Here is a 21915-nt window from a genome sequence, read left to right on the forward strand (position 1 = left end):
TCAGCGGCGCTTGATGTTGAAGCTCTTCTTGTCGGGCTTCAGCTCTCGGAGCAACTCCTTCATCTTCTGGTCGTCGATTTTGCCGTTGATACGGCCGCTCTGTGCGATGGCGAGTATCTGCTGTTCGACTTGATCCGCGAACTGCGGTTTGCTCATCCGAACCGAGTTCAGTCGCTTTCGCGCACCGTCGGTGAGGTACTGGCGGAGAAGCGCCTGTTTCTGTGCGTCGGCCTGCTGTTGGGCCTGTTGTTGGGCCTCCTCCTGCTGTTTTTGGTCCTGTAGCTCCTCCATCTTCTGTTTTCGAAGCTCTTCGAGTCGGTCATCGTCGGGACTTCCACTCATGCCTTATCGGTTGTTTACCGCGCACGACCAAAAACAATTACGGAGGCGTCCGTCCCGCGGAGGACCGAGAGCGGACGCACGACTCGTCGGAAAACGAGTGGTTGGCCGGGGAGAAACGGCAACCGAAAAAGACGGTACTCAGTTTATGCGTAGCGTTCGAGTTCCGGTCGGTCGAGGTCCGAGAGGACTTCGCCAGCCGTGTCGTCGAGGAGGCTTCGGCCGTCCGCCGTAATTTCGCGGCCGCGGTGCTCGTTGGACTGGATGAGGTCTTCCTCTTCGAGCTGCTGGAGGATGGTGCGGATGACCTTCTTGCTGCCGTCCGAGCGGTGGTTCGGTGCGACGGCGTAGCGGTTCGAACCGCCCTTGCTGCCGCCGTATTCGGTCGAGAGGCGCTCGACGCCGATCGGGCCGTTCATGGCGACCTTACGGAGGAGGCTCCCCGCACGGATGTGCCAGAAGTTCTCCTGTTCGGGGGGAAGCTCGCGCTGGGAACCGGTTTTGGTGAATTCGGCCCAGTCCGGTCGGTCGAATCGATCCTCAAGTTCGTCGGCGAGCGCCTCGATAAGCGCATCCGCCGGAACGTCGTAGAGCGTCGTCATACGACTGATTTCCGTGCGGCGGCGTTTAAAGCCATCGTTACGGAGTTCAAACGGGAGCGGGCGTCTCCCCGTCAATCGCTCCTGACGCTGCCGGTACTCGCGTTGTCGGCTTCCAGCATCGCGGTGGTAGAGCCGCCGATGAGGATGGGGAGCAGGTAGGTCGCGCCGCGGTGGATGACCGCCGCCGCGCTCGCCGTCGCCACCGAAACTCCGGCGATGGGGACGAGCAAGAGGACTAACGCGGCGTCGAGCGCACCGAGACCGCCCGGAAGCGGTGCGACACCCGCGATGCTCCCGATGGGGACGACGAACAACACGGCGGCGAACGGGACGGTGTAGCCGAGCGCGTAGAACGACAGCCACAGCGAGACCGAGGACAGGAGCCACCCGAGCGCGGAGAAGAAGACCGAGAGCGCGAGTTTACGGCGGTCTCCGGCGACCCGTTCGATGGCGTCGAAGAACCCGCGGAGTCGGTGGACCACCGCGGGTTTCGTCGTCGGGGAAACCGGCGGCACGAACCGAGCGAAAAAGCCGACGACCCGAACGACGCCCGTTGCGATGGTCAACTCGACGGTGTCCCGCTTTCGCCACCCGATGACCGCGACCGTCGGAACCGCGACGGCGAGTGCGACGATGGACAGCGCGATCATCACCGCCGTATCGCCGAGCGTGAGCACCGTCGCGTAGTAGGCCACGCCGACCAGCGCGAACGAGATGGACGGAACGAAGTTGATGGAGTCCACGCTGGCGATGGCACCGAGGCTCGACTCGTAATCGGCGTTCGTCGTCCGCGAGATGAGGAGCGCGGCGAACGGTTCGCCGCCCGCTTGCCCGAACGGCGTGACGTTGTTAGCGAACGTCGCCCCCGCGTAGAGGAAAAACGATCGGAGGACGGTGATACGAATGCCGAGGACGCCGAGAACGGTCCGAAGCGACATCGACCACGCGAAGAGCCACCCGAGGGCGACGACGGCGACGAGCACGATAACGCGACCGTCGGCCATCGAGAGCGTGGTCATCACCTCGTCGATACCGGCGAGGAAGAAGATGACGAGCAGGACGGCAAGCGCGGCTACGAAGCCGACGAGAATCGTCTGCACGTCACCCAGGTCGAGACGCATCAACTTTCCAATAACGCGCGGGTGGCTTGAAGCCAACGAAGACCGTTCGTCTTTTTCCCCACCGTGAGAAAACGTCGGGTATGGACGAACGGGCCGCGCTCCGTCTGCTCGAAGGAACCCTCTCCGACGCGGGGGACGACGCAGCAGTCATCGATGGACACGTGCTGACGACGGACATGCTCCACGAGACGACGGATTTCCCCGACGGGACGACGCGGTACACCGCTGGCTGGCGGTCGGTCGGTGCCTCGCTCTCCGACGTTGCCGCGATGGGTGCGAACGCAGTCGCGAGCGTCGCCGTCTACGCCGCACCGGAGTTCGACCCCGACGACCTCGAGTCGTTCGTCGCGGGTGCGAGCGACGTGTGCGAGTCGGTCGGCGCGCGGTACGTCGGCGGCGACCTCGACACCTTCGAGGAGTTCACGGCGTCGACGACGGTGCTCGGGGAAACCGACGACCCGGTGTTACGCTCGGGTGCGAAACCGGGAGACGCGCTGTGCGTAACCGGCACGCTCGGACGGAGCGGGGCGGCGCTCCGACTGTTCGAAGCGGGAGAAATCGAGCGGGCGAACGAACTGTTCCGGTTCGAACCGCGGGTGGCCGCCGGACGAGCGCTCGCACCGTTCGCAACCGCGATGATGGATTCGAGCGACGGTCTCGCTCGCTCGGTTCACCAACTCGCGGAGGCGAGCGAGTGCGGGTTCGAGCTCGACGGCGAATCGATTCCCGTCGCGGAGAGCGTCCGGGAAGTCGCAACTGACGCCGACGACGAGCGCGACTTGAGCCTCTTTTTCGGCGAGGATTTCGAACTGGTGTTCACCGTGCCGAAGGCGACCGTAGAGGACGCGCGGGAGGCATCGCCGACGCCGATTTCCGTCGTCGGGTCGGTGACGGAGGACGGGATTCAACTGGACGACGAGGCGCTTCCCGACCGCGGCTACACGCACGGGGAGTGAACGATTCAGTCATCGGGTAATTCGGTCTACGGACCGATTATCTGCTTCAGTCTACGGACCGATTATCTGCTTCAGTCTACGGACCGATTATCTGCTTCAGTCTACGGACCGATTATCTGCTTCAGTCTACGGACCGATTATCTCGATGGGAACCGGCGTGAAACAGAGGACTCCGACGATGAAGGTCAGGATTCCGATCGCCATCCGTTTTGCATCGAGGCCGTCCTCGTTGACGGGGTTCGCCGGGCCGACGTACGCGAAGAACATCGACAGGAAGCCCCAGATGACCCACAGCACGGTCGCGTTGCTCACGTCGAGGACGTAGAAGACGTAGGCGGCGAGGCCGAACAGCATCGCGGGGACGAGGGCCGCGATACTTTCCTGGCGCTCGCCGATCATCGCGCGAACGATGTGGCCACCGTCGAGTTGGCCGACCGGGATGAGGTTGAGGAAGGTGACGAACATGCCGACCCACCCGCCGATGACGACCGGATTGACCGACCGCGACGGGTCGGCGAAGGTGAGCGGTTGCCCCATCACGGCGGCGATGCCCTTGAGCAGGGGCGGGTAGCCGAACTGCACTTCCATGGTGTTCGCGCTGTTGATGACCGACTGCGGGACGGTCACGGGGTCGAGCGTCAAACCGACCGCGGTGACGACGACGGTCGCAACGAGGCCCGCGATGGGGCCGGCGACGCCGATGTCGAAGAGCGCCTTTCGGTTGGGCATCTGGCCCTTCATCCGGATGACGGCACCCATCGTTCCGATGATAGAAAGCGGAACGGGGATGAAATACGGGAGACTCGCTTCCACGCCGTGGTAGCGACTCATGACGTAGTGACCCAGTTCGTGAGTCCCGAGCACGCCCATGACGGCGAACGTGAACGGCCACGCGGTCATCACGGCCCCGACCGGGTTCGAGACGGGATTGACGTGGTACCACAGCGTCCCCGCCCACAGCGTCGAGAGAACGGTGGCGAGAAACAGGACGACGTTCTTCCACGGAACTCCGTTCGGGCCGAGGTGCACGGGTTCGGCGACGAGGACGTACTCACCCATCCGCGTCGAAAGCGAGACCTCGTATCCCTGTTCACGAAAGAGCGGCCAGACGGTCTGCATAAGCCGCTCTTGGGTGACGAGGGGTTCCCCGTAATAAACCAACTGCTCGCCATCAGCTCGAACGTCGTACACCCGAAACACCGAGCGTAACCGTTCTAGCGAGGGGCCTGCCTCGGGCGGCTCCGTTGAAGCCATTCGGTCCTACTACGGAACGAATGGGTATAAACCCCTAGACGACGGTGCCGGACTGCAGGACGGCGATGAGGAGCGTCAGGACCGGGACGCTCGCGAGCGTGCTCACGAAGATGGCGGTGCTTACGTACTCCGGGCCGGAAAGCCCCCCGCTCGACCCGTGGTCGTATTCGATGCAGAGAATGAGCGGCGTCACGGCGGCGGGCATCGCACATTCGAGGACGAACACGCGTGCGACGGTGACGTCCGAAAACCCGAGCAGGTAGACCACGCCGACGGCAAAGACCGGGGCCACGACGAGCTTCAAGACGTTCGAAACGCCGACGCGTGCCACGGCCGCCCCCGAATCGGTGTTCGCCAGTTGAATCCCGAGCATGAGCAACATGATGGGAATCGCGGCGTCGCCGGTCAGTTTCAGCGTGCTCATCATCGCCGAGTCGGCGGGCGGGACGACGCCGAGGAACCGGACGACCCCGGCCGCGAGGACGGCGTAGACGAGCGGAAGTTTGAACACCTCCCGAACGGCGGCGAGGTTCGAGGTTTCGTCGCCGCGCGAAGCGATGTAGACGCCGAGGGTGTAGGTCAAGACCGACTGGGCGGCGATGTAGAGAATCGCGGTACTCCGCCCGACGCCATCGAAGGCGAACTGCGAGAGCGGAATCCCGTAGTTACCCGCGTTGGGGAACGTGCTCGACAGGACGAGTGCGCCGAGAACGGGTTCCGTCTCGCCGAGCGCACGGCCGACCAGTTCCGCGACGACGGCCATGCCGACCGTGAAGACCAACACACCCGCGGCGAGCGTGAGCACCGTTTCCCCGCCGAGCGAGGAGGTCGTGAGGCTGTGGAACACCAGCGCGGGCGTCAAAACGTAAATCGTGACCGTTCCGAGGGCGCTCACCTCGATGTCGCGCACGGTTCCGAGGAGAAATCCGACGGCGGCAACGGCGAGAACTGGCAAAATCGCGGACGTCAACGCGGAGAGGAGTGACACTGGTCGAACGAAAACAGCGAGCGACTACAAAAGCGTCGAAGGCGGAAAAGCGGGAGGCGGCAAGAGGTGGAACATCGAGGGGCGGCAGGGGGAAGATAACGAGGAGAGATGACGAGAACGGAACGGGCGGGAGGGAATGCAGGGAACGGAGGAGAGCGGGGTGAAGGGGACGAGTGAGAAGGAGAGCGGGGTGAAGGGGACGAGTAAGAGGGAGGGCGTGCGTGGCAGACTCGGGACAGCGGACGGGGACCGTTTCAGGTCGTGAACCGAGGGGCAATCGGTTCGGGGGACGGTGGGGGAGGTTGCGAGTTCGGGGAGCGATTCGGCGGGTGTGGAGTGTTTCGGGGGTGCGGGGTTTTTGAGCAGGTTGCGATGTGGGGTGACGGAGCGTCGTTGTGACGGGTGTTCTGGGGTGGAGGGTGTGGCTGTGGTGGAGTTCGGGGTTGATTCAGGTCGGGGGTCGTGGGTGTGAGATTCGGAGGGCGGTCAGAGATTGCGGGGCGCACGCGGGGAGCGGCGAGCCGAAGTTACGCGGGAGCGATGCGCCACGTGGTCGCGCTCGTGTACGACCACTTCTCGACTTCGAGTTCGGCACAGTCGGTCAGTTTGACCATCAGCGCGCCGATCTCCTTGGAGGAGAGGCCGACTTCGTCCGCGATGAACTTGCTCTTGAAGTAGAGCTCGCCATCGCTCGCTTTCTCGCAGAGGTACTGCTTGAGGCGGGCTTCCTTGGATTCCGGTTCAGGGCTTTCGGTGGCGGCTTGGGTGGTAGCGCTCATGTGCTGACTCCGGTTTCACCATGGAGCGGGGATATGTTATAAAGGGAGGAAGCTTAGGGTAGTTTCGGGAATCTTTAGGAGAATTGAACGCAAAGTAGCGTGAACGCGGGTAAAAACGACGTTTTACGGACGCCTCTAATCGCTTCTAAATGTTTAAAATCGCTTCTCGCGTTTTATTTCCGAGAAGAGAGATCGCTACCCGAAAGGGAGGAAAGTGGACAGAATAGGGACAATTTTCCGCCGTTATCGCTCGTGAACCCAGAACTGCTCGTCGAGCGTCACCTCTTTTTTGAAAATCGGTACCTCGGCTTTCAACCGATTGATGCCGTCCTCGACGGTCCGAAACGCCTCGTCGCGGTGCCCGGCCAGCACGACGACGAACACGATGTCTTCACCATAGTCGATACGACCGGTTCGGTGGTGCATGAGAACCCGAAAAACGCCGTTTCGCGCTTCGAGGTCGGAGCGAATCGCGTCCAACTTGGCGTCCGCGACGCCCTCGTACATCTCGAAGTCGAGGAATTCGGTCGGCGTGTCGTCGTCCGAGTCCTTCGCCCGAACGCGTCCGGTGAACGTGGCGATGGCACCCGAGCGCTCCGCCTTCGGGTCGCGTTTCGCCCGCGCGACCAGCGATTCGAGCGTCTCGTAGGGTTCGGTCGCTTCGAGTTCGTCCACGACCGCTTCGACGTCGAGTTCCGCGGAACCGTCCGCGCGGACGAGGGTCGTTCCCGCGTGGTCCGCATCGCCGAGGACGACGGTCGGCAGGTCGGCGTTCGGAAATCCGGTGACGACGGCGTAATCGTGTGTCGGTGCGAGCGTATCGAGAACGTCGGTCACGGATTTGTCTTCCCCGCGTGCTCGCCAGCCGTCGGCATCGAGTTCGAACGCGGTCTCGGCGCTCGAAGCGTCCGATGGCTCGGGAACCTCCGAGTCGTGCGATTCGTGCTGGACGGCTCCCACTCTTCCTCGGTCCGCGAATCGGTCGGCAAGTCGGTCGGCGACGGCATCCGCCTCGTCGCCGACGACACCCACTACCTTCATGAACGTACAGGCGGGAGCGAGTCGCTTTTAGCCTTCGGTCGGAAGTTGAGAACGCTTAAGGCCGCGTCCGGGTAAGACGGCGATAGCATGAAGGTGGTCGTTTCTATCGGCGGTAGTGTGCTCGCGCCGGACCTGGAGTCCCAACGAGTGCGCGGACACGCCGAAGTCATCGAATCGCTCGCAACGGAGGGGTGTACTATCGGCGCGGTCGTCGGGGGCGGCGGCGTCGCCCGAGAGTACATCGGAACCGCGCGGAACCTCGGCGCGAACGAGATAGAACTGGACGATATCGGAATCGACGTGACGCGACTCAACGCTCGCTTGCTCATCGCGGCGCTCGGCGAGCAAGCCGCGCCGAGTCCGGCCGAGACGTACGAAGAGGCGGGGACCGCGATGCATCGCGGCGACATCGCCGTCATGGGCGGAGTGATGCCCGGTCAAACGACGGACGCCGTGAGCGCCGCGCTGGCCGAGTACACCAACGCCGACCTGCTCGTCTACGCGACGAGCGTGAACGGCGTGTACAGCGACGACCCGAACGAGGTTGCGGACGCGACGAAGTACGACGAACTCTCCGCGAGCGAACTCGTGGACGTCATCGCCGACCTCGAGATGACCGCGGGCAGTTCCGCACCCGTGGACCTGCTGGCCGCGAAACTCATCGGGCGCTCCGGCGTTCGAACCATCGTCCTCGACGGAACTGAACCGGAGCGAATCGCCGATGCCGTCCTCAACGGGGACCACACCGGTACGGACATCATCCCCGAGGGAGCGGAAGACGAGATGACCTACTGGGTACAAGAATGAGCGCCGGGACGGCACCGACCGACGACCGCGACGAGGTGGACGAGGAAAACCACCACGTCTTCTGGGCCGACGAGGTGGCCGACCGAATCGAGGCGCGGGACCCCGAGGACCCCATCACGATCAAGGGAGGTATCTCTCCGTCCGGCGTTCCCCATCTGGGCAACGTCAACGAGATTATGCGCGGCTACTTCGTCGCCGAAGTGCTCCGCGACAGGGGACACGAAGTTCGACAGGTGTTCACCGCCGACGACCGCGACCCGCTCCGAAAGCTCCCGCGGAAACTCGCCGACTTGGACGGCAACATCGTCGAGTTGGGCGACGTGAACGCCGGAGCGCTCGGGCGCAATCTCGGAAAACCGTACACGGACATCCCCGACCCGTTCGACTGCTGTGACTCCTACGGGAAGCACTTCTCGAACCTCATCCAGCAGAGCGCGGACCTACTGGGCGTCCCCATCGACGTGATGTCGAACACCGAGATGTACACGTCCGGGGAGTTGGAGGACGTGACGCGCGACCTCCTCGACAACGCCGAGGCCGCGCGCGAGGTGCTCGCGGAGTATCAGGACAAAGTGGACGAGGAGTACATCCCGTTCAACCCCATCTGTGAGGAGTGTGGCAAGGTGACGGAGACGGTGACGGCGTTCGACGTGGACGCGGGCACCGTCGAGTACGTCTGCACCGACCTGAAGGCGGGCGACAACGTTATCGACGGCTGCGGACACGAAGGGACGGCGACCCTCCGCGACGGGAAACTCCCGTGGCGCTTCGAGTGGCCAGCCCAGTGGAAGACGCTCGGCGTGGACTTCGAACCGTTCGGAAAGGACCACGCTGAAGGCTCGTGGCCGAGCGGCGAGGACATCGCCCGCAACGTGATGGACTTCGAACCGCCGGTGCCGATGACCTACGAGTGGTTCACGCTGAACGGGAAGCCGTTTTCCTCCTCCGAAGGGAACATCGTGCTCGTCTCGGAAGTGCTGGAACTGCTCGAACCCGAGGTGTTGCGTTACTTCTTCACCAAGGACCCGAGCAAGGCGCGCGACTTCGACATCGGCCGCCTCGACCTGCTGGTGGACGAGTTCGACCGCTTCGAGCGCATTTACTTCGGCGAAGAGGACGCCGACGAGCGCGAGCAGGCGCTCGCCGAGCGGGTGTACCCGATGGTCGTGGCGGACCCGCGGGAAGAGCGGATTCGCATCCCGTACACATTCGCCGCCATCTTGGGTATGACGGACGACCCCGAACTCCGCGAGGAAATCGCGCGGCGCGAAGGCCACATCCCGGACGACGCGCCGGAGTGGGCCGTCGAGGCCGCCCTCGCACGCGTCGAACAGGCGGAGGCGTGGGCGAAGCGAACGGGCAACGAGTACGACTACGACCTGAAGCGAACCGAGATGCCGAACGTGGACCTCGATACCGAGACCGACGCCGCGCTGTCGGAACTGGCGGATTTCATCGAAGCGGGCCACGACGGCGAGGAGATTCAGGGCGAAATCTACGAGACCGCAAAGCGCCACGACATCGACATCGGCGACTTCTTCGGCGTGGGATATCAGCTCTTTTTCGGCGAGGAACAGGGTCCGAAACTCGGTCCGTTCCTCTCGAATCTGGACGAGGAGTTCGTCTTAGGGCGTCTGCGACGCGAACGCTAGCTGCCAACAGAGTTAAGTTGATTGGCAGGTAGTAACCTATTACGTCCGACTAACAAGGACATAACAAAGTACCTCCCAGTCGTACGAAACAATGTAGAGTCGGATTGACGACCAATCACGTCAACGACTAAACCGATATAATATCATGGCCCTGATAGAACTCAATCTAGAGAAGCCAGCGTTGAAGCGAACCGAACTCGTCGAAGAATCCGAGGTCGAGACGGCCGAGGAACCAGAAACGGAAACCGAAACAACGGAAGCGGAAGAGACGGACGTCGAGGAGACGAAGGGCGGCAGCAAAGTCCACACCTTCGCCCGCCGCGCGGCCGTCCTCGGTGGCACCGCCGCCGGACTCGCCGCGGCCCGAAAGCTCCAGCAGAAACGGAGCGGTACGGACGAAGAGCAGCAGGAACTCGAAGAAGACTGGCAGACTGCGGAATAACGGAGTACCGTCCGGAATTTTTTCACGTTCGTTCCCAAACGCCTTTGAGCGACGGCCCCCTTCGTTTCACCAATGGATACGCTCCTCTGGGTCCTCCTCGGACTCGCCGCCTACTGGTTCATCCTGCTTGGACTACGGGCGAACGATATGCTGCCCTCCTATATCGGCATGCAGGGACCGGTGCTGACCCTTCACACGCAACGAGGAAAGAAACTCATCGACCGCCTCGCACGGCCGAAACGGTTCTGGCGGGCGTGGGGGAACTTCGGTCTCGGAATCGCGCTCGTCGTGATGGTCGGGACCTTCCTCCTGCTCGTCGTGCAGGCCATCGTCGTGGTGCAAAATCCACCCGCACCGTCGGCGGTTACTCAGCCCCGGAACGTGCTCGTCATCCCGGGCGTCAACGAGTTCCTGCCGCTGTCGGTCGCCCCCGAAATCCTGCTCGGCCTCCTCATCGGACTCGTGGTCCACGAGGGGGGCCACGGCATCTTCTGCCGCGTCGAGGACATCGAAATCCGGTCGATGGGACTGGCGCTCCTCGCGTTCCTCCCGGTGGGCGCGTTCGTCGAACCGGACGAGGAGAGCAGAAAGGACGCCGACAGGGGAAGTCAAAGCCGCATGTTCGCGGCGGGCGTGACGAACAACTTCGCGATAACCATCGTCGCCTTCCTGCTCCTGTTCGGCCCGGTAATGGCCTCGATTTCCGTCGCCTCGGGCGCGGCGGTCGGCGGGGTGTTCCCGGGGTCCGCGGCGGACACCGCGAACGTCCAGCGCGGCGACCGAATCGTCGCCGTCAACGGGACGGCCGTGGAGAGCAACGGCGACCTCAACGACAAACTCGCCGACATCCAGAGTCGGTCCGTGTCGGTGACGCTGAACCGCGACGGCGAGGAACGCGAGACCACGATTCAGCGCAGCCTGCTCATCACCGGCGTCGCACAGGGCTCTCCGTTCGCGGCGGGTGCGGAGAAGGGAGAAAACATCACGGCGGCCAACGGACAGTCCGTATACACCGAACGCGCGCTGCGTCGGCAACTCGCGGACGAAAACATCGCCACCCTGACCGTGGACGGACAGCAGGTGAGCGGTCCGGTCGGGGCGCTCTCGACCGTGCAGATGGACGGTCCCATCGCCAGTCAGACGAACTTGCAGTCCGGGGACGCCATCGTCATCACGTCGATAAACGACAACCGAATCGGCAACAGCAGCGAGTTGAGCGACACCCTCGACGGGTACGAGGCGGGCCAGACCGTGAGCGTCGAAGCCTACGTCAACCAGAGCGGGACCTACGTTCGACACGATTACGACGTGACGCTCAAGGACAACGACAACGGGAAGGCCATCGTCGGCATCCTCGTCTCGCCCGGCGTCTCGGGAATCTCGGTGAGCAGTTTCGGAACCCGACTCTACCCGGCGGGAACGTTCCACGACCTCGTGTCGGGGCAGTTCATCTCCGTGTTCGGCGGCGGCGGTGGCGGCGGACCGGTGACGACGTTCCTGCTCGGTATCGCGGGCACGCTGTTGCTCCCGTTTGCCAGCCTCTCGATGCCGGTCGGCTACAACTTCGCTGGCTTCGTCGGTTGGAACAGCAATTTCTTCGTCGTACAGGGACCGCTGTCGGCCCTCGGCGGCGGCACCTTCCTGCTGGCGAACGTGCTGTTCTGGACGGGGTGGATAAACCTCAACCTCGGCTTCTTCAACTGCATCCCGGCGTTCCCGCTCGACGGCGGGCACATCCTCCGCATGGGTGCCGAAGCCATCGTCTCGCGCCTCCCGACGAAACAGGGACGGCAGGTGACCACGATGATAACGACGACGGTCGGACTGGTCATGCTCGCCAGCCTCATCCTCATGGTGTTCGGGCCGCGCCTGCTGTCGGGCTAATCGCACATTCGCCGACGAGTCAGGTTCTTTTGTCCGCCGTTTTCCGTCTGTTCTCGTCCCTGTTTCCGTCGGGTCAATTTTCCGTCGTTCGATCGTTCTCACCCGCGCGACAATCGTCGGATTTACCGTTCCCGTCGCGCTTGAGGATGACATGTCGCTACTGGAACTGCTCGGATTCGTGTTCGGGGGCTGGTTCATCCTCGTCACGTCCGTCTACTTCGGCGTGAAAGGTGCACTGCAGTCGTACTTCGGGGAGACGCCGCCGACAATCGACGGCGGCGAAAAATCGACGGACGGCAGTCACGCGGACTGAAGGGCGGTCGGTGACAAGAAGCGACGAGATCGGCGAAAAACACGAACGGGAAGAAACGAGAGCGGCGAACGTCGAATCGCCGACCGGTCAGTCTTCGAGGCCCATCCGCTCGTAGAAGTCCTCGGGCGTGTCGGGGATGCGCTCGAAGTCGCCGAAGTCGCGCTCGTGGTGGCGGATTATCTGCTCGACAATCCACGAACTGAAGGTCTCGTCGAACTGCCATTCCCCCTCGGGACTTTCGACTTCGAACCGGTCGTCGGTCGCAAAGGAGACGTAGACGTGATAGAAGCCGAGAATGACGTCGGCGAACTCGCGGGCTTTCGTTCCGCTTTCCTTGCGCTTCTCGTCGAGTTCGTCGCGTCCCTCGTCGGTCAGCTTGAAATATTTCCGGTCCGATTCGTCCTCACGCTCGATTCGTTCGGTCCATCCCTTGTCTTCGAACTTGTAGAGAATGGGATACACCGACCCGTAGGACGGTTCCCAGTGGCCGCCGCTTATCTCGCGTATTTCTTTCAGTATCTCGTACCCGTACCGTGGTTTTTCGTCTAGAAGTTCGAGCACGAGGTACGATATCAGGCCTTTCGGCGGGCCACTTTTCCGCATCGGGTGGGGATTTAAGTCGTGATTTTGAAAGGCTTTCGGTCGGGGCGACCGCTACCGGAGTACTATCAACGGTCGGAACTGTGGACGGCCCAAACTCAAAAGTTCCTTGTCCGGTGGCTCCCAACCTCCACGTATGCCGAAACAGGTACCACCGACCCGCGAAGGATGGTATGCGCTTCACGACTTCCGAACCATCGACTGGGACGCGTGGCGAGACGCACCGGAACGAACCCGGGAAGCCGCACTCGCGGATGGCGTCGAGTTTCTCCAAGCGCGCGAAAGCGTCACCGACGCGGAGGACGGTTCCTCGGCCGTGTTCAGCATCATGGGCCACGAGGCGGACCTGCTGATACTCCACTTCCGTCCGACCGTCGCGGCCCTCGACACGGCGGAACGGGCCTTCGAGCGGACCGAGTTCGCGGACTTCACCGAGCGGACCGACTCCTACACCTCCGTCACCGAGGTCGGGAGCTACACTTCCGACGAGATGGTGAAAGCGCCCGAGGACATCGAAGACACCGGCATGGCCCGCTACGTGGCGAGCAAACTCTATCCCGATATCCCGGACGCGGAGTTCGTCTGTTTCTACCCGATGAGCAAGCGCCGCCTGCCGGAGGCGAACTGGTACGACACGCCGTACGACGAGCGCGCGGAGATGATGGCGAGTCACGGCGAAATCGGGAAAACCTACGCCGGAAAGGTCACCCAGATCATCACCGGAAGCATCGGGATGGAGGAGTACGAGTGGGGCGTGGACCTGTTCAGCAACGACCCGACGCACATCAAGGACATCCTGTACGAGATGCGCTTCGACGAGGCGAGTTCCCGCTTCGCGGAGTTCGGGTCGTTCTCCTTCGGACGGCGCTTCCCGCCGGAGGACCTCCCCGCGTTCATGGCGGGCGAAGAAATCCCGACGCCCGAGGACGCACACCCCCACGGTGGCGCACACGGGGCCGCCGGACACGAGCACGGTCACGGGGACACCGAACATGAACACGGACACGCCGAACACGGCGAAAGCCACGGACACGGTGACGACGGGGCGGACAGCCCACACGGAACGGATGAGGAGGAGGCCGAAGGCATCCGCGGCGAACTCCAAGACCTCGACATCTACGCCGGACAGCCGCACGGCGAGGACGTGTACTCCATCGTGCTGTACTCCGAGGCCGACGCGGACGAACTGTTCGAGGAGGTCGACGGCCTCCGGAAGAACTTCGACCACTACGACACGCACGTCAAAACGGCGGTGTACGAGGGCGATTCGCGCGCCGCCGTCGTGAGTATCTGGGACACCCAGAGCGCGGCCGAAACGGCGGGCGGCTTCCTCGCCGACCTCCCCGGAGTCGTCGCTCGCGCTGGTGAAGAGAGCGGCTTCGGCACGATGGGGATGTTCTACACCGTCAAGCCCGAACACCGCGAGGATTTCGTCGAGAAGTTCGGAACCGTCGGCGAAGTGCTCGCCGAGATGGACGGCCATTTCGACTCCGAACTGCTGTCGAACTACGAGGACGAAAACGACATGTTCATCGCCAGCCAGTGGCGCTCGAAGGACGACGCGATGGACTTCTTCCGAAGCGACGACTTCAGGAACACGGTTAGCTGGGGTCGTGACGTTCTGGCCGACCGACCGCGACACGTCTTCCTGGCGTAAGCGGGCGAACCGCCGGTTTCGTTTTACACCGACTCGACGTCGATGCCCGGCGACTGACGTTCGTCCCGCCAGTTCAGCCGAAAGGTGGCGGTCAACGGCTCGTCGGTCGAGGTGTGAAGGTTGGGCGAGAACGAATGGGTCCACGTTCCGAGCGACAGAGATGGGCCACAAAGAACTCGATACCGTCCTTCGAATCACGGTTCGTATCGAAAATTCGAAGAGCGGGCACTCGCCGCCGCAACCAAAACCCCCTTCCCCACGGGTGGGTTATTAAGCGATAAGAAAATCGAGAGTGAAATAAGCCTATGACAAAGCGACACGTCACGCTCCCGGAGTCCGCTGAGGCGGGCGTACGCGGGTTCATCGACGAAGTGGACGAACGGCTCGCAAGTGACGAGGACACGTGCAGGGTGGTAAAGGAGGTGCTCATCGACCTGCACGGCGACCGGGACGCCTACGAATCGTGGCAGAACGGCGAACCGGTGTCGAACGCCGAACGCGTGCGCCTCCAGAGCTACGACCCCTGTAACTCGACGCTGGAGAGCGAATACTACGCCGAGAAGGACGAGGAGAAGTTCCGCACGTCCAAACACCTCCAGTGGCTCTGGCGGCAGTTCGACGCGACGCCGATGGCCGATAACGTCGAGTTCGCCCTCCGATTCCGCGAGATGCTCGCCAACCACCTCTTCGAGGAGGCGGGCGACAACCTCCGAATCTTCAAGGGCGTCACGATGACCTACGGCCACAACATCTCCGTCGGCGACAACACGGTCATCCACGACGACGTGCACCTCGACGACCGCGGGAAGTTGACCATCGGGAACCGCTGTTCTATCAGCGACAACGTGCACATCTACAGCCACGACCACGACATCGTGGACCAGACGGACGTGACGAACTTCCACACGATAATCGAAGACGACGCGCGTGTGACCTACGACGCGATGGTGCGCGCCGGTATGAAGGTCGGCGAAGATGCCGTCGTCGGGGCGCGGTCCGTCGTCCAGAGCGATATTCCCGCCCATCACATCGCCGTCGGCACCCCCGCAAAGAGCATCAAAATCAAGCCGGGATGGGAGGACGAGGCCGCTCCGTTGGACGACGTTCCGCCGACGGAAAAGGAGTCGCGGCGCATCGACTACGAACTCCCGGAGGACTTCGAACCGTTCGACGAGTTCCAGCGACCCCTCGATTCGTCGGAGTAACCCGTATCGCTTTTCTCCTGTCAATCCGTCATGTGAGGTATGCGACGCCGCACGTACCTCCAATCGATGGCACTCGGTATCACGGGACTCGCCGGGTGTATTGACTCCCCTGGCCGGTCCACGGGAGCGACGACCACGAACGGGGAACGGGGGGTGCGTGTGAAGACGGTCGCCATGAACCTCGAAGTGCCGTGGGGTGCCGCGTTCTCGTCGAACGGCGACCTCTATTTCACCGAGCGGCCGGGACGGATTCGTCGGATTCGAGATAACGACCACAAGATAATCGCCGACATGACGAACCGAATCGCGCACGCAGGCGAAGGTGGATTGCTCGGCCTCGCGTTCCACCCGAAAAACGAGAATCTGGCGTACACCTACCAGACCTACGAGTCCGGAGGAACGCTCCAAAACCGGGTCGTCCGCCACCGCGTCAGCGACGGGTTCGAACGGGAGACGGTCGTTCTCGATGGAATTCCGGCGGCGTCCAACCACGACGGTGGACGACTGTTGATTCACGACGACGCGCTGTTCGTCACCACCGGAGACGCGTCGGACCGCCAACGGGCACAGGACGTGGACTCGTTGGCCGGGAAGGTCCTCAGGCTGACGTTGGACGGACGGCCGCACCCGGAGAATCCGTTCGACAACGAGGTGTTCACCTACGGTCATCGAAATCCGCAAGGGTTGGCGTTCGACGAGGGGACCCTCTACAGCACGGAACACGGTCGCGACGTGAACGACGAAATCAACGTCCTCGAAGCGGGGAACAACTACGGGTGGCCCGACGTGACCGGGAAGAGCGACGAGTACGCGAACCCGATTGCGACCTACACGCCGACCATCGCGCCCGGCGGAGCGACGTTTTACGACGGTCCGATATCACAGTGGAAGGGCGACTTCTTCTTCGGGTCGCTCGTCGATACGCACCTTCACCGGGTACGAATCGACGGGCGGAACGTGGTCGAACAGGAGCGACTCCTCGACGGGGAGTACGGCCGCCTCCGGACCACCTTCACCGGACCGAACGGGGACTTGTACGTCATGACGAGCAACCAAGACGGGCGCGCGTCGAACCCGGCACCGCAGGACGACCGCATTCTCAAACTTCAGCCGGCGTAACCGCCGCAGTTCGTTCAGTTCGAAAACACTTCTGAATCCTGTCGTGCGAAGCTACCAAGTAGCATGGCGACGTATGTCATGGTATCCCATGAACGTCTGGGGGTGGATAATCCTGTACGTCGTCCTGTTCGTAGGCCTACAGCTCCTCATCTACCGGTATCTCCGGAGTGAGGACGATTCACCGCTGTTCGCGTCCACACCATCCGGACCGGACGGGCGGGTTCCCGACGACATCCATCGGGAGAGCATCCTCGAGGAGTTCAACGAAAGTGACTCGGACAGACGCGTCTGTCCACACTGCGGTACGGAAAACGGTACCGAGTACACGTTCTGCCGGGAGTGTATCGGCCCGCTCGGCGTGTGGTAGTCACGCTTTTCCCGGCCGCGCACCCACCGTGAGCTATGCCTCGCGCCGTCGCCATCAACGTCGCCGCTAACACGAACCAACCCGGCGTCCGCGGCCCGATATTCCCGGACGGGCGGTTCGAGTACCTCCCGATACCGGAATCGGAGCCGACCGCTCGCTCCGTTCCGACGTACGCCGACCTCGACACCACCGTCGAACTGCCGAGCGGAGCGGGGGAACTCCCCGTTCACCTCGACCCGGAGTTCGCGGAGTACCCCTGCTGTGAACGCTACACCTACGGGGACCCCTTCGGCGTGAAGGCCCGACCGCTGCTGTCGCTGACCGCGGGCGATTACGTCTTCTTCTACGCGACGCTCTCGACGGCCGGGGAACCAAAGCGCGAGTGGATCGCACCGGAGTGGGGGACGTACATCATCGGCCAGTTTCGGCTGGCGCGGGACCCGATTTCCGGCGCGGAGTTCGCGGAACTTCCGGCGGAGACGCGGGCGACGTTCGAGAACAACGCCCACCTGAAGCGCGAGGAGTTCGACGCGAAGGTGTTGGTGGCGGGGCGCGAAGACGGGTCGGAACTCTACGAGACGGCGGTTCCGTTGAGCAGCCCCGAAGCGGGAGTGACGGCGAACCGAATCGTAACCGAACTGTCGAGCGATTCGGGAAAGGGTCCGTGGTGGCGACGACCCATGAAATTCGGGGACGACGAGACGGAGGAACTGCTCGCCGTTCGACACGACGACGCCTTCGAACGCTGTTTTTGACGGCTCAGAAGAGCGGTACGGGTCGAAGCGAGTGCTTTTATGACGGTTGAATGTAAACGACCGAACAGAGAATTCAACAATCATATTTAAATTGTGATACTGGGAACGAGGTCATAACGGAGACCGGACCGATTCATCGACCGGCACCGAGTCCGTCGGTCCGCACGATGGTCGCAAGCGACCGACCAGACGGAGACACCGGAACATGGACAAGGACAAGCGAACCGAGCACGCGGGACTCGAAGCGGATTCGAAGCGGGACGACCCCGTTCTGACCGACATCTACCGCGTCATCACGGACACGGGACGATCGTTCGAACGGAAGGTCGAAGCGCTGTTGGAAATCGGCCGCGACGTCCTCGGAACGGAGTTCTGTGCCCTCTCCGCCGTCGATGGGGAGGAGTACGTCTTCGAATTCGTCCACGACCCGACGGACGAGACGGAAGCGGGAGACGTCGTTCCCGTGGCGGAGACGAACTGTCAGCGTACCATCGACACCGGGCAAACGGTCGCCCTCGCCGACATCGCCGCCGAAGCCCCGGAAATGACGTCCCGCGCCGGGTTCACCGACATGGGCGTCCGCTGCTACATCGGAACGCCGGTCGTTATCGACGACGACGTGTACGGCACCGTCTGCTTTTACGACAATCAGAACCGCATCGAGGAGTTCACCCAGTGGGAAATCACGCTCGTCGAGCTCATCGGGAAGTGGATCGGCGACGAACTGGAACGCGACCGCCGCGAGGCGGAACTCACCCGACGGAGAAACCGCCTTGCGGAGTTCGAAACCACCGTCACCCACGACCTCCGGACCCCGATACACGTCGCGCAAGCGTACGTCGAGTTCGCCCGCAAGGAACACGACACCGAGCACCTCGACGGCATCGAGGACGCGCTCGACCGAATCGAGGCACTCATCGACGACGCGCGTTCGCTCACCGACGCCGAAGCGAACGACATCGACGCCACCGCGGTGGACCTCGAACACGTCGTCGTGGACGCGTGGGTGACCACCGCGAACGACACCATAACGTTGGAGGTCGAGGACGGACTCGAACCCGTCGTGGGGAGCCACAGCCACCTCCAACGGGCCTTCGAAAACCTGATTCGAAACACGGTCGAACACGCCGACACCGGCGCGACGATTCGCGTCGGCACGCTCCCCGACCGCCCCGGCTTCTACTTCGAGGACGACGGCCACAGACTCTCCACCGACGAACACGGGCAGGTGTTCCACCCCAACGGAACAGACGACGACACGGGCCTCGGCACCGTCCGAGAGATTATCGACGCCCACGGCTGGTCGATTGCGGTAACGGACGGGACGAACGACGGCGTGCGATTCGAAATCGACGACGTGTAGAAGAGTGGAATGCACCGACCGGGAGTTGAACTGGGCGAGACGACCTCGCTTCGCTCGGCTGCGACTCGCGTGCACAACGCCCGTGAGCGCATCCGCTCGTCACGTTCGTTCCTCGCAGAATGCACCGACCGGGAGTTGAACCCGGGCTATAAGCTTGGGAAGCTTATGTCCTGCCACTAGACCACCGGTGCTCATTGCATTCGCACCGTGATTCGCAAATCCGTCGGATTTGCTCACCACCGGTGCACTTGGACCCATGTTTGAATCCATTCGAACGAGAGCGAGCGGTTGCTTCGTTTTCCCCTTCATTCCGCGCTCACTTCAACGTAGCGTTTCGGACGTTCGTCCAGAAATACGACACGGAGGAGAGGTTTTAGTCGCCCGCGTTCCTACGGCCATACATGATAGACCTCGAACTGTCGGACGAGGAACTCGACGCACGCCGCGACCACATCGTATCGTTCATCCGCGAGACGGTGGCGGACGCGGGAACCGAGACGGCGGTCCTCGGCCTGTCGGGCGGTATCGACAGCACGTTGACGGCCTACCTCGCGGCGGAGGCGCTGGGAACGGAGAACCTCCACGGACTCGTCATGCCCGGCGCGGTGAGTCGGGAGGACAACATGAGCGACGCCGAATGGGTCGCGTCGGAACTCGGAATCACCTACGACGTGTTCGAGATCAACCCCATCGTGGACTCGTTCCTCGACGCCTACTCGGAAGCCGAGGGCGACCACATGGCGGTCGGCAACGCCCGCGCCCGAACCCGCGCGGTGATGAACTACCTCGTCGCCAACCACGAGGGGTCGGTCGTCCTCGGAACCGGCAACCGAACCGAGGCGCTGGTGGGCTACTTCACGAAGTACGGCGACGGCGCGGTTGACTGTCACCCCATCGGCAACCTCTACAAGCAACAGGTGCGCCAACTCGCCAAGCACGTCGGCGCGCCGGACGAACTCGCCGAAAAGGAAGCGACAGCGGGGCTGTGGGCGGGACAGACCGACGAGGAGGAACTGGGCATCGACTACGACACGCTCGACGCGATTCTGGCGCTGCACGTTGACGGACCGCTGTCGGTTTCGGCGACCGCGCGACAGGTCGAGGGCGCGACGGCGGACGACGTTCGACGCATCGGCGAAATGTACGACCGAAGCGAGCACAAACGCGGCGTCCCGCCAGCGCCTGATCCGCTGTAGACTCTGTGTAGACCCGCTCTTCCGCTACTCGCGCCGCGCCGCGATATCGTCCGCGTTCGCCGCGACGAGCTCGCCGAACGACTCGGCTTCGCGGGCGAGTTGAACGTCCGTGGACGACCGGTCGCGGACGCGACCTTTGACGACGCGGAGCGCGTCCGGATCGTTCGCGGCGAGACGGTCGGCCACCTTCCGCGGTTGCGCTACGACGCGGGAGACGAGGCCCATCCGATGGGCGTCCTCGGCGGTCACGACGCGGCCGGTGAGTGCGAGGTCGAGCGCGTCGCCCATTCCAACGATTTCCGGGAGGCGGGTCGTACCGCCCCACGCGCCGAAGATGCCGAGGCGAACGCCCGGTTCGGCGAACGTCGCGTCGGGGGTAGCGACCCGCACGTCACAGGCCAACGCGAGTTCGACGCCGCCGCCGCGTGCCGCGCCGTCGATACCGGCGACGACGACGCTTTCTGCGTCTTCGATGTCGTTCGCCACGCGTTGTCCACTGGTAGCGAGTTCCGTCGCCGATTCGTCGTCCAATCCGGCCACCACGTCGAGGTCGGCGCCCGCGCAGAAGGCCGTACCCGCGCCACGGAGGTAGACGACCGGTTGCGCCGCTTCCCGGACCGCCTCGGAGAGAGCATCCAACCCGTCGAGGGTGAGCGCGTTCCGCCGTTCCGGGCGGTCGATGGTAACGATTCTAATTTTCGGGTCGTCCGTGACGCGAATCATACCATCACGTTGGAGACGCTTTCCAAAGGTCTTTGGCGATTCCGTCGTAAGACCCGACAATGGAAGAGGCCGTCCGGGCGCGCGGAGCTGCGCGCGAGGCTATCGGAGACATCACGCCAGCGCATCTCCGCGACCACATCGACGGACTACTGGAGTCATCGACGGTCGTCCCGGGGGTGTTGACGCTACTGAGCGCGCGAGCAGTCGAGAGCGGTGCCAGCACCGGCGAGGTCGAAAGTCGTGCCGCCGGAGTACAACTCATCTACGAAGGATTGGGACTCACGCGGACGCTCGCACGCGACGAGCCGTGGGACGGCGAACAGCCATACACGGAGAGCAACGTCGCCATCTTGGCCGCGGACGTGATGGTTTCTCGCGGATTTTCGCTGCTGGCCCGGACGGAGGCGGCCGACACGGCGGTTCGAACCGTCAAATCGTTCGGCCGGGACCAGACCGAACGCCGTGACGACCACGCACTCGAAACCGACGTGTTCGAACTCGCAATCGTCGCCGGAACGACGGCGACCGGCGGCGAAGTCCCGACGGGTATCCGCCGGTACGCGGAGCGACTCGCCACCTCGGTCGCGTACCGCGACTCGACGGAGATGCTCTTCGACGAGGCAGTGGACATACTGACGAAACTGTCGGGACGACGGCCGAACTGGCGCGACGAAACCACCTCGTCGGCCACCGACCCCTGACGCGAATCGAAACGCCTAAACCCGGTTCGGCGTGTAGAAATTAATACCCGC

Annotated in this window: 23 protein-coding genes and 1 tRNA gene; 14 read left to right on the forward strand and 10 right to left on the reverse strand. The window is 63.2% G+C overall.

Annotated elements, in window-relative coordinates; all coding sequences use genetic code 11:
• From B208_RS0108715 to B208_RS0108725, 3 genes are all read right to left on the reverse strand, one after another.
• A complete protein-coding gene (locus B208_RS0108715) occupies positions 1-342 on the reverse strand; it encodes a DNA-binding protein (protein ID WP_007976725.1) in 342 nt (113 codons plus the stop codon).
• Between the two features lie 143 nt (positions 343-485).
• The gene (locus B208_RS0108720) at positions 486-941 is read right to left on the reverse strand and encodes a 30S ribosomal protein S19e (protein ID WP_007976723.1); all 456 of its coding nucleotides are present in this window, start codon (positions 939-941) and stop codon (positions 486-488) included.
• A 71-nt stretch (positions 942-1012) separates the two neighbouring features.
• Entirely contained in the window at positions 1013-2062 is a 1050-nt protein-coding gene (locus B208_RS0108725; protein ID WP_007976721.1) for a lysylphosphatidylglycerol synthase transmembrane domain-containing protein, read from the reverse strand.
• Positions 2063-2142: 80 nt separating this feature from the next.
• Between B208_RS0108725 and thiL the strand changes: the two genes are divergently transcribed.
• Positions 2143-3018, forward strand: coding sequence for a thiamine-phosphate kinase (gene thiL / locus B208_RS0108730; RefSeq protein ID WP_007976718.1), 876 nt, complete (start codon positions 2143-2145; stop codon positions 3016-3018).
• 126 nt (positions 3019-3144) lie between these two features.
• Here thiL and B208_RS0108735 read toward each other — a convergent pair whose 3' ends face one another.
• The 4 genes from B208_RS0108735 to B208_RS0108755 form a co-directional block, all read right to left on the reverse strand.
• Positions 3145-4272, reverse strand: coding sequence for a site-2 protease family protein (locus tag B208_RS0108735; RefSeq protein WP_026177789.1), 1128 nt, complete (start codon positions 4270-4272; stop codon positions 3145-3147).
• Positions 4273-4306: 34 nt separating this feature from the next.
• Positions 4307-5260 carry an AEC family transporter gene (locus B208_RS0108740; RefSeq protein WP_007976714.1) on the reverse strand — a complete coding sequence of 318 codons (954 nt, stop codon included), beginning with the start codon at positions 5258-5260 and terminating at the stop codon, positions 4307-4309.
• Positions 5261-5787: 527 nt separating this feature from the next.
• Positions 5788-6039, reverse strand: a complete 252-nt coding sequence (locus B208_RS0108750) for a DUF7123 family protein (RefSeq protein ID WP_007976710.1) — start codon at positions 6037-6039, stop codon at positions 5788-5790.
• A gap of 243 nt (positions 6040-6282) precedes the next feature.
• Positions 6283-7080: a molybdopterin synthase gene (locus tag B208_RS0108755; protein ID WP_007976708.1), complete on the reverse strand. Its 798-nt coding sequence runs from the start codon at positions 7078-7080 to the stop codon at positions 6283-6285.
• Positions 7081-7167: 87 nt separating this feature from the next.
• Between B208_RS0108755 and pyrH the strand changes: the two genes are divergently transcribed.
• The 5 genes from pyrH (at position 7168) to B208_RS24285 (ending at position 12178) form a co-directional block, all read left to right on the forward strand.
• On the forward strand, positions 7168-7887 hold the full coding sequence (gene pyrH / locus B208_RS0108760) for a UMP kinase (RefSeq protein WP_007976704.1): 720 nt from the start codon (positions 7168-7170) through the stop codon (positions 7885-7887).
• On the forward strand, positions 7884-9539 hold the full coding sequence (lysS, locus tag B208_RS0108765) for a lysine--tRNA ligase (protein WP_007976701.1): 1656 nt from the start codon (positions 7884-7886) through the stop codon (positions 9537-9539). Before pyrH ends, lysS begins: the two co-directional genes overlap by 4 nt.
• A 145-nt stretch (positions 9540-9684) precedes the next feature.
• Positions 9685-9981, forward strand: coding sequence for a hypothetical protein (locus B208_RS0108770; RefSeq protein WP_007976699.1), 297 nt, complete (start codon positions 9685-9687; stop codon positions 9979-9981).
• A gap of 72 nt (positions 9982-10053) precedes the next feature.
• Positions 10054-11865 carry a site-2 protease family protein gene (locus B208_RS0108775; protein WP_007976698.1) on the forward strand — a complete coding sequence of 604 codons (1812 nt, stop codon included), beginning with the start codon at positions 10054-10056 and terminating at the stop codon, positions 11863-11865.
• A gap of 151 nt (positions 11866-12016) precedes the next feature.
• On the forward strand, positions 12017-12178 hold the full coding sequence (locus B208_RS24285) for a hypothetical protein (RefSeq protein ID WP_007976696.1): 162 nt from the start codon (positions 12017-12019) through the stop codon (positions 12176-12178).
• An 87-nt stretch (positions 12179-12265) separates the two neighbouring features.
• Here the strand turns inward: B208_RS24285 and B208_RS0108785 are convergent, their stop codons facing one another.
• The gene (locus tag B208_RS0108785) at positions 12266-12781 is read right to left on the reverse strand and encodes a PadR family transcriptional regulator (RefSeq protein ID WP_007976695.1); all 516 of its coding nucleotides are present in this window, start codon (positions 12779-12781) and stop codon (positions 12266-12268) included.
• 133 nt (positions 12782-12914) lie between these two features.
• On the opposite strand from B208_RS0108785, the gene B208_RS0108790 reads away from it, so the two are divergent.
• The 6 genes from B208_RS0108790 to B208_RS0108815 all read left to right on the forward strand — a co-directional run bounded on the left by B208_RS0108790 (position 12915) and on the right by B208_RS0108815 (position 19244).
• The gene (locus B208_RS0108790; RefSeq protein ID WP_007976693.1) at positions 12915-14435 is read left to right on the forward strand and encodes a heme-binding protein; all 1521 of its coding nucleotides are present in this window, start codon (positions 12915-12917) and stop codon (positions 14433-14435) included.
• 305 nt (positions 14436-14740) lie between these two features.
• The gene (locus B208_RS0108795; RefSeq protein ID WP_007976691.1) at positions 14741-15640 is read left to right on the forward strand and encodes an acyltransferase; all 900 of its coding nucleotides are present in this window, start codon (positions 14741-14743) and stop codon (positions 15638-15640) included.
• Positions 15641-15679: 39 nt separating this feature from the next.
• A complete protein-coding gene (locus B208_RS0108800) occupies positions 15680-16759 on the forward strand; it encodes a PQQ-dependent sugar dehydrogenase (RefSeq protein ID WP_007976689.1) in 1080 nt (359 codons plus the stop codon).
• A gap of 73 nt (positions 16760-16832) precedes the next feature.
• On the forward strand, positions 16833-17126 hold the full coding sequence (locus tag B208_RS0108805) for a zinc ribbon domain-containing protein (protein WP_232423759.1): 294 nt from the start codon (positions 16833-16835) through the stop codon (positions 17124-17126).
• Between the two features lie 35 nt (positions 17127-17161).
• Entirely contained in the window at positions 17162-17881 is a 720-nt protein-coding gene (locus B208_RS0108810) for an Nmad3 family putative nucleotide modification protein (protein ID WP_007976685.1), read from the forward strand.
• Between the two features lie 205 nt (positions 17882-18086).
• Complete coding sequence (locus tag B208_RS0108815; RefSeq protein ID WP_007976683.1) at positions 18087-19244, forward strand: GAF domain-containing sensor histidine kinase; 1158 nt, start codon at positions 18087-18089, stop codon at positions 19242-19244.
• 120 nt (positions 19245-19364) lie between these two features.
• On the opposite strand, the gene B208_RS0108820 is transcribed toward B208_RS0108815, so the two are convergent.
• Positions 19365-19435, reverse strand: a tRNA-Gly gene (locus B208_RS0108820).
• A 210-nt stretch (positions 19436-19645) separates the two neighbouring features.
• Here B208_RS0108820 and B208_RS0108825 point away from each other — a divergent pair.
• The gene (locus tag B208_RS0108825; RefSeq protein ID WP_007976680.1) at positions 19646-20440 is read left to right on the forward strand and encodes an NAD+ synthase; all 795 of its coding nucleotides are present in this window, start codon (positions 19646-19648) and stop codon (positions 20438-20440) included.
• Between the two features lie 24 nt (positions 20441-20464).
• On the opposite strand, the gene B208_RS0108830 is transcribed toward B208_RS0108825, so the two are convergent.
• The gene (locus tag B208_RS0108830) at positions 20465-21163 is read right to left on the reverse strand and encodes an enoyl-CoA hydratase/isomerase family protein (RefSeq protein ID WP_007976678.1); all 699 of its coding nucleotides are present in this window, start codon (positions 21161-21163) and stop codon (positions 20465-20467) included.
• A gap of 59 nt (positions 21164-21222) precedes the next feature.
• On the opposite strand from B208_RS0108830, the gene B208_RS0108835 reads away from it, so the two are divergent.
• Entirely contained in the window at positions 21223-21864 is a 642-nt protein-coding gene (locus B208_RS0108835; protein ID WP_007976677.1) for a DUF7114 family protein, read from the forward strand.
• The last annotated feature ends 51 nt before the right edge of the window (positions 21865-21915 follow it).

The organism is Haladaptatus paucihalophilus DX253 (genome assembly GCF_000376445.1).
Taxonomy (GTDB): Archaea; Halobacteriota; Halobacteria; order Halobacteriales; family Haladaptataceae; genus Haladaptatus; species Haladaptatus paucihalophilus.

Coding starts and splice junctions, on each gene's coding strand:
- B208_RS0108715 (WP_007976725.1), bottom strand. CDS start 342: ATGAGTGGAAGTCCCGACGATGACCGACTCGAAGAGCTTCGAAAACAG.
- B208_RS0108720 (WP_007976723.1), bottom strand. CDS start 941: ATGACGACGCTCTACGACGTTCCGGCGGATGCGCTTATCGAGGCGCTC.
- B208_RS0108725 (WP_007976721.1), bottom strand. CDS start 2,062: ATGCGTCTCGACCTGGGTGACGTGCAGACGATTCTCGTCGGCTTCGTA.
- thiL (WP_007976718.1), top strand. CDS start 2,143: ATGGACGAACGGGCCGCGCTCCGTCTGCTCGAAGGAACCCTCTCCGAC.
- B208_RS0108735 (WP_026177789.1), bottom strand. CDS start 4,272: ATGGCTTCAACGGAGCCGCCCGAGGCAGGCCCCTCGCTAGAACGGTTA.
- B208_RS0108750 (WP_007976710.1), bottom strand. CDS start 6,039: ATGAGCGCTACCACCCAAGCCGCCACCGAAAGCCCTGAACCGGAATCC.
- B208_RS0108755 (WP_007976708.1), bottom strand. CDS start 7,080: ATGAAGGTAGTGGGTGTCGTCGGCGACGAGGCGGATGCCGTCGCCGAC.
- pyrH (WP_007976704.1), top strand. CDS start 7,168: ATGAAGGTGGTCGTTTCTATCGGCGGTAGTGTGCTCGCGCCGGACCTG.
- lysS (WP_007976701.1), top strand. CDS start 7,884: ATGAGCGCCGGGACGGCACCGACCGACGACCGCGACGAGGTGGACGAG.
- B208_RS0108770 (WP_007976699.1), top strand. CDS start 9,685: ATGGCCCTGATAGAACTCAATCTAGAGAAGCCAGCGTTGAAGCGAACC.
- B208_RS0108775 (WP_007976698.1), top strand. CDS start 10,054: ATGGATACGCTCCTCTGGGTCCTCCTCGGACTCGCCGCCTACTGGTTC.
- B208_RS24285 (WP_007976696.1), top strand. CDS start 12,017: ATGTCGCTACTGGAACTGCTCGGATTCGTGTTCGGGGGCTGGTTCATC.
- B208_RS0108785 (WP_007976695.1), bottom strand. CDS start 12,781: ATGCGGAAAAGTGGCCCGCCGAAAGGCCTGATATCGTACCTCGTGCTC.
- B208_RS0108790 (WP_007976693.1), top strand. CDS start 12,915: ATGCCGAAACAGGTACCACCGACCCGCGAAGGATGGTATGCGCTTCAC.
- B208_RS0108795 (WP_007976691.1), top strand. CDS start 14,741: ATGACAAAGCGACACGTCACGCTCCCGGAGTCCGCTGAGGCGGGCGTA.
- B208_RS0108800 (WP_007976689.1), top strand. CDS start 15,680: ATGCGACGCCGCACGTACCTCCAATCGATGGCACTCGGTATCACGGGA.
- B208_RS0108805 (WP_232423759.1), top strand. CDS start 16,833: ATGTCATGGTATCCCATGAACGTCTGGGGGTGGATAATCCTGTACGTC.
- B208_RS0108810 (WP_007976685.1), top strand. CDS start 17,162: ATGCCTCGCGCCGTCGCCATCAACGTCGCCGCTAACACGAACCAACCC.
- B208_RS0108815 (WP_007976683.1), top strand. CDS start 18,087: ATGGACAAGGACAAGCGAACCGAGCACGCGGGACTCGAAGCGGATTCG.
- B208_RS0108825 (WP_007976680.1), top strand. CDS start 19,646: ATGATAGACCTCGAACTGTCGGACGAGGAACTCGACGCACGCCGCGAC.
- B208_RS0108830 (WP_007976678.1), bottom strand. CDS start 21,163: ATGATTCGCGTCACGGACGACCCGAAAATTAGAATCGTTACCATCGAC.
- B208_RS0108835 (WP_007976677.1), top strand. CDS start 21,223: ATGGAAGAGGCCGTCCGGGCGCGCGGAGCTGCGCGCGAGGCTATCGGA.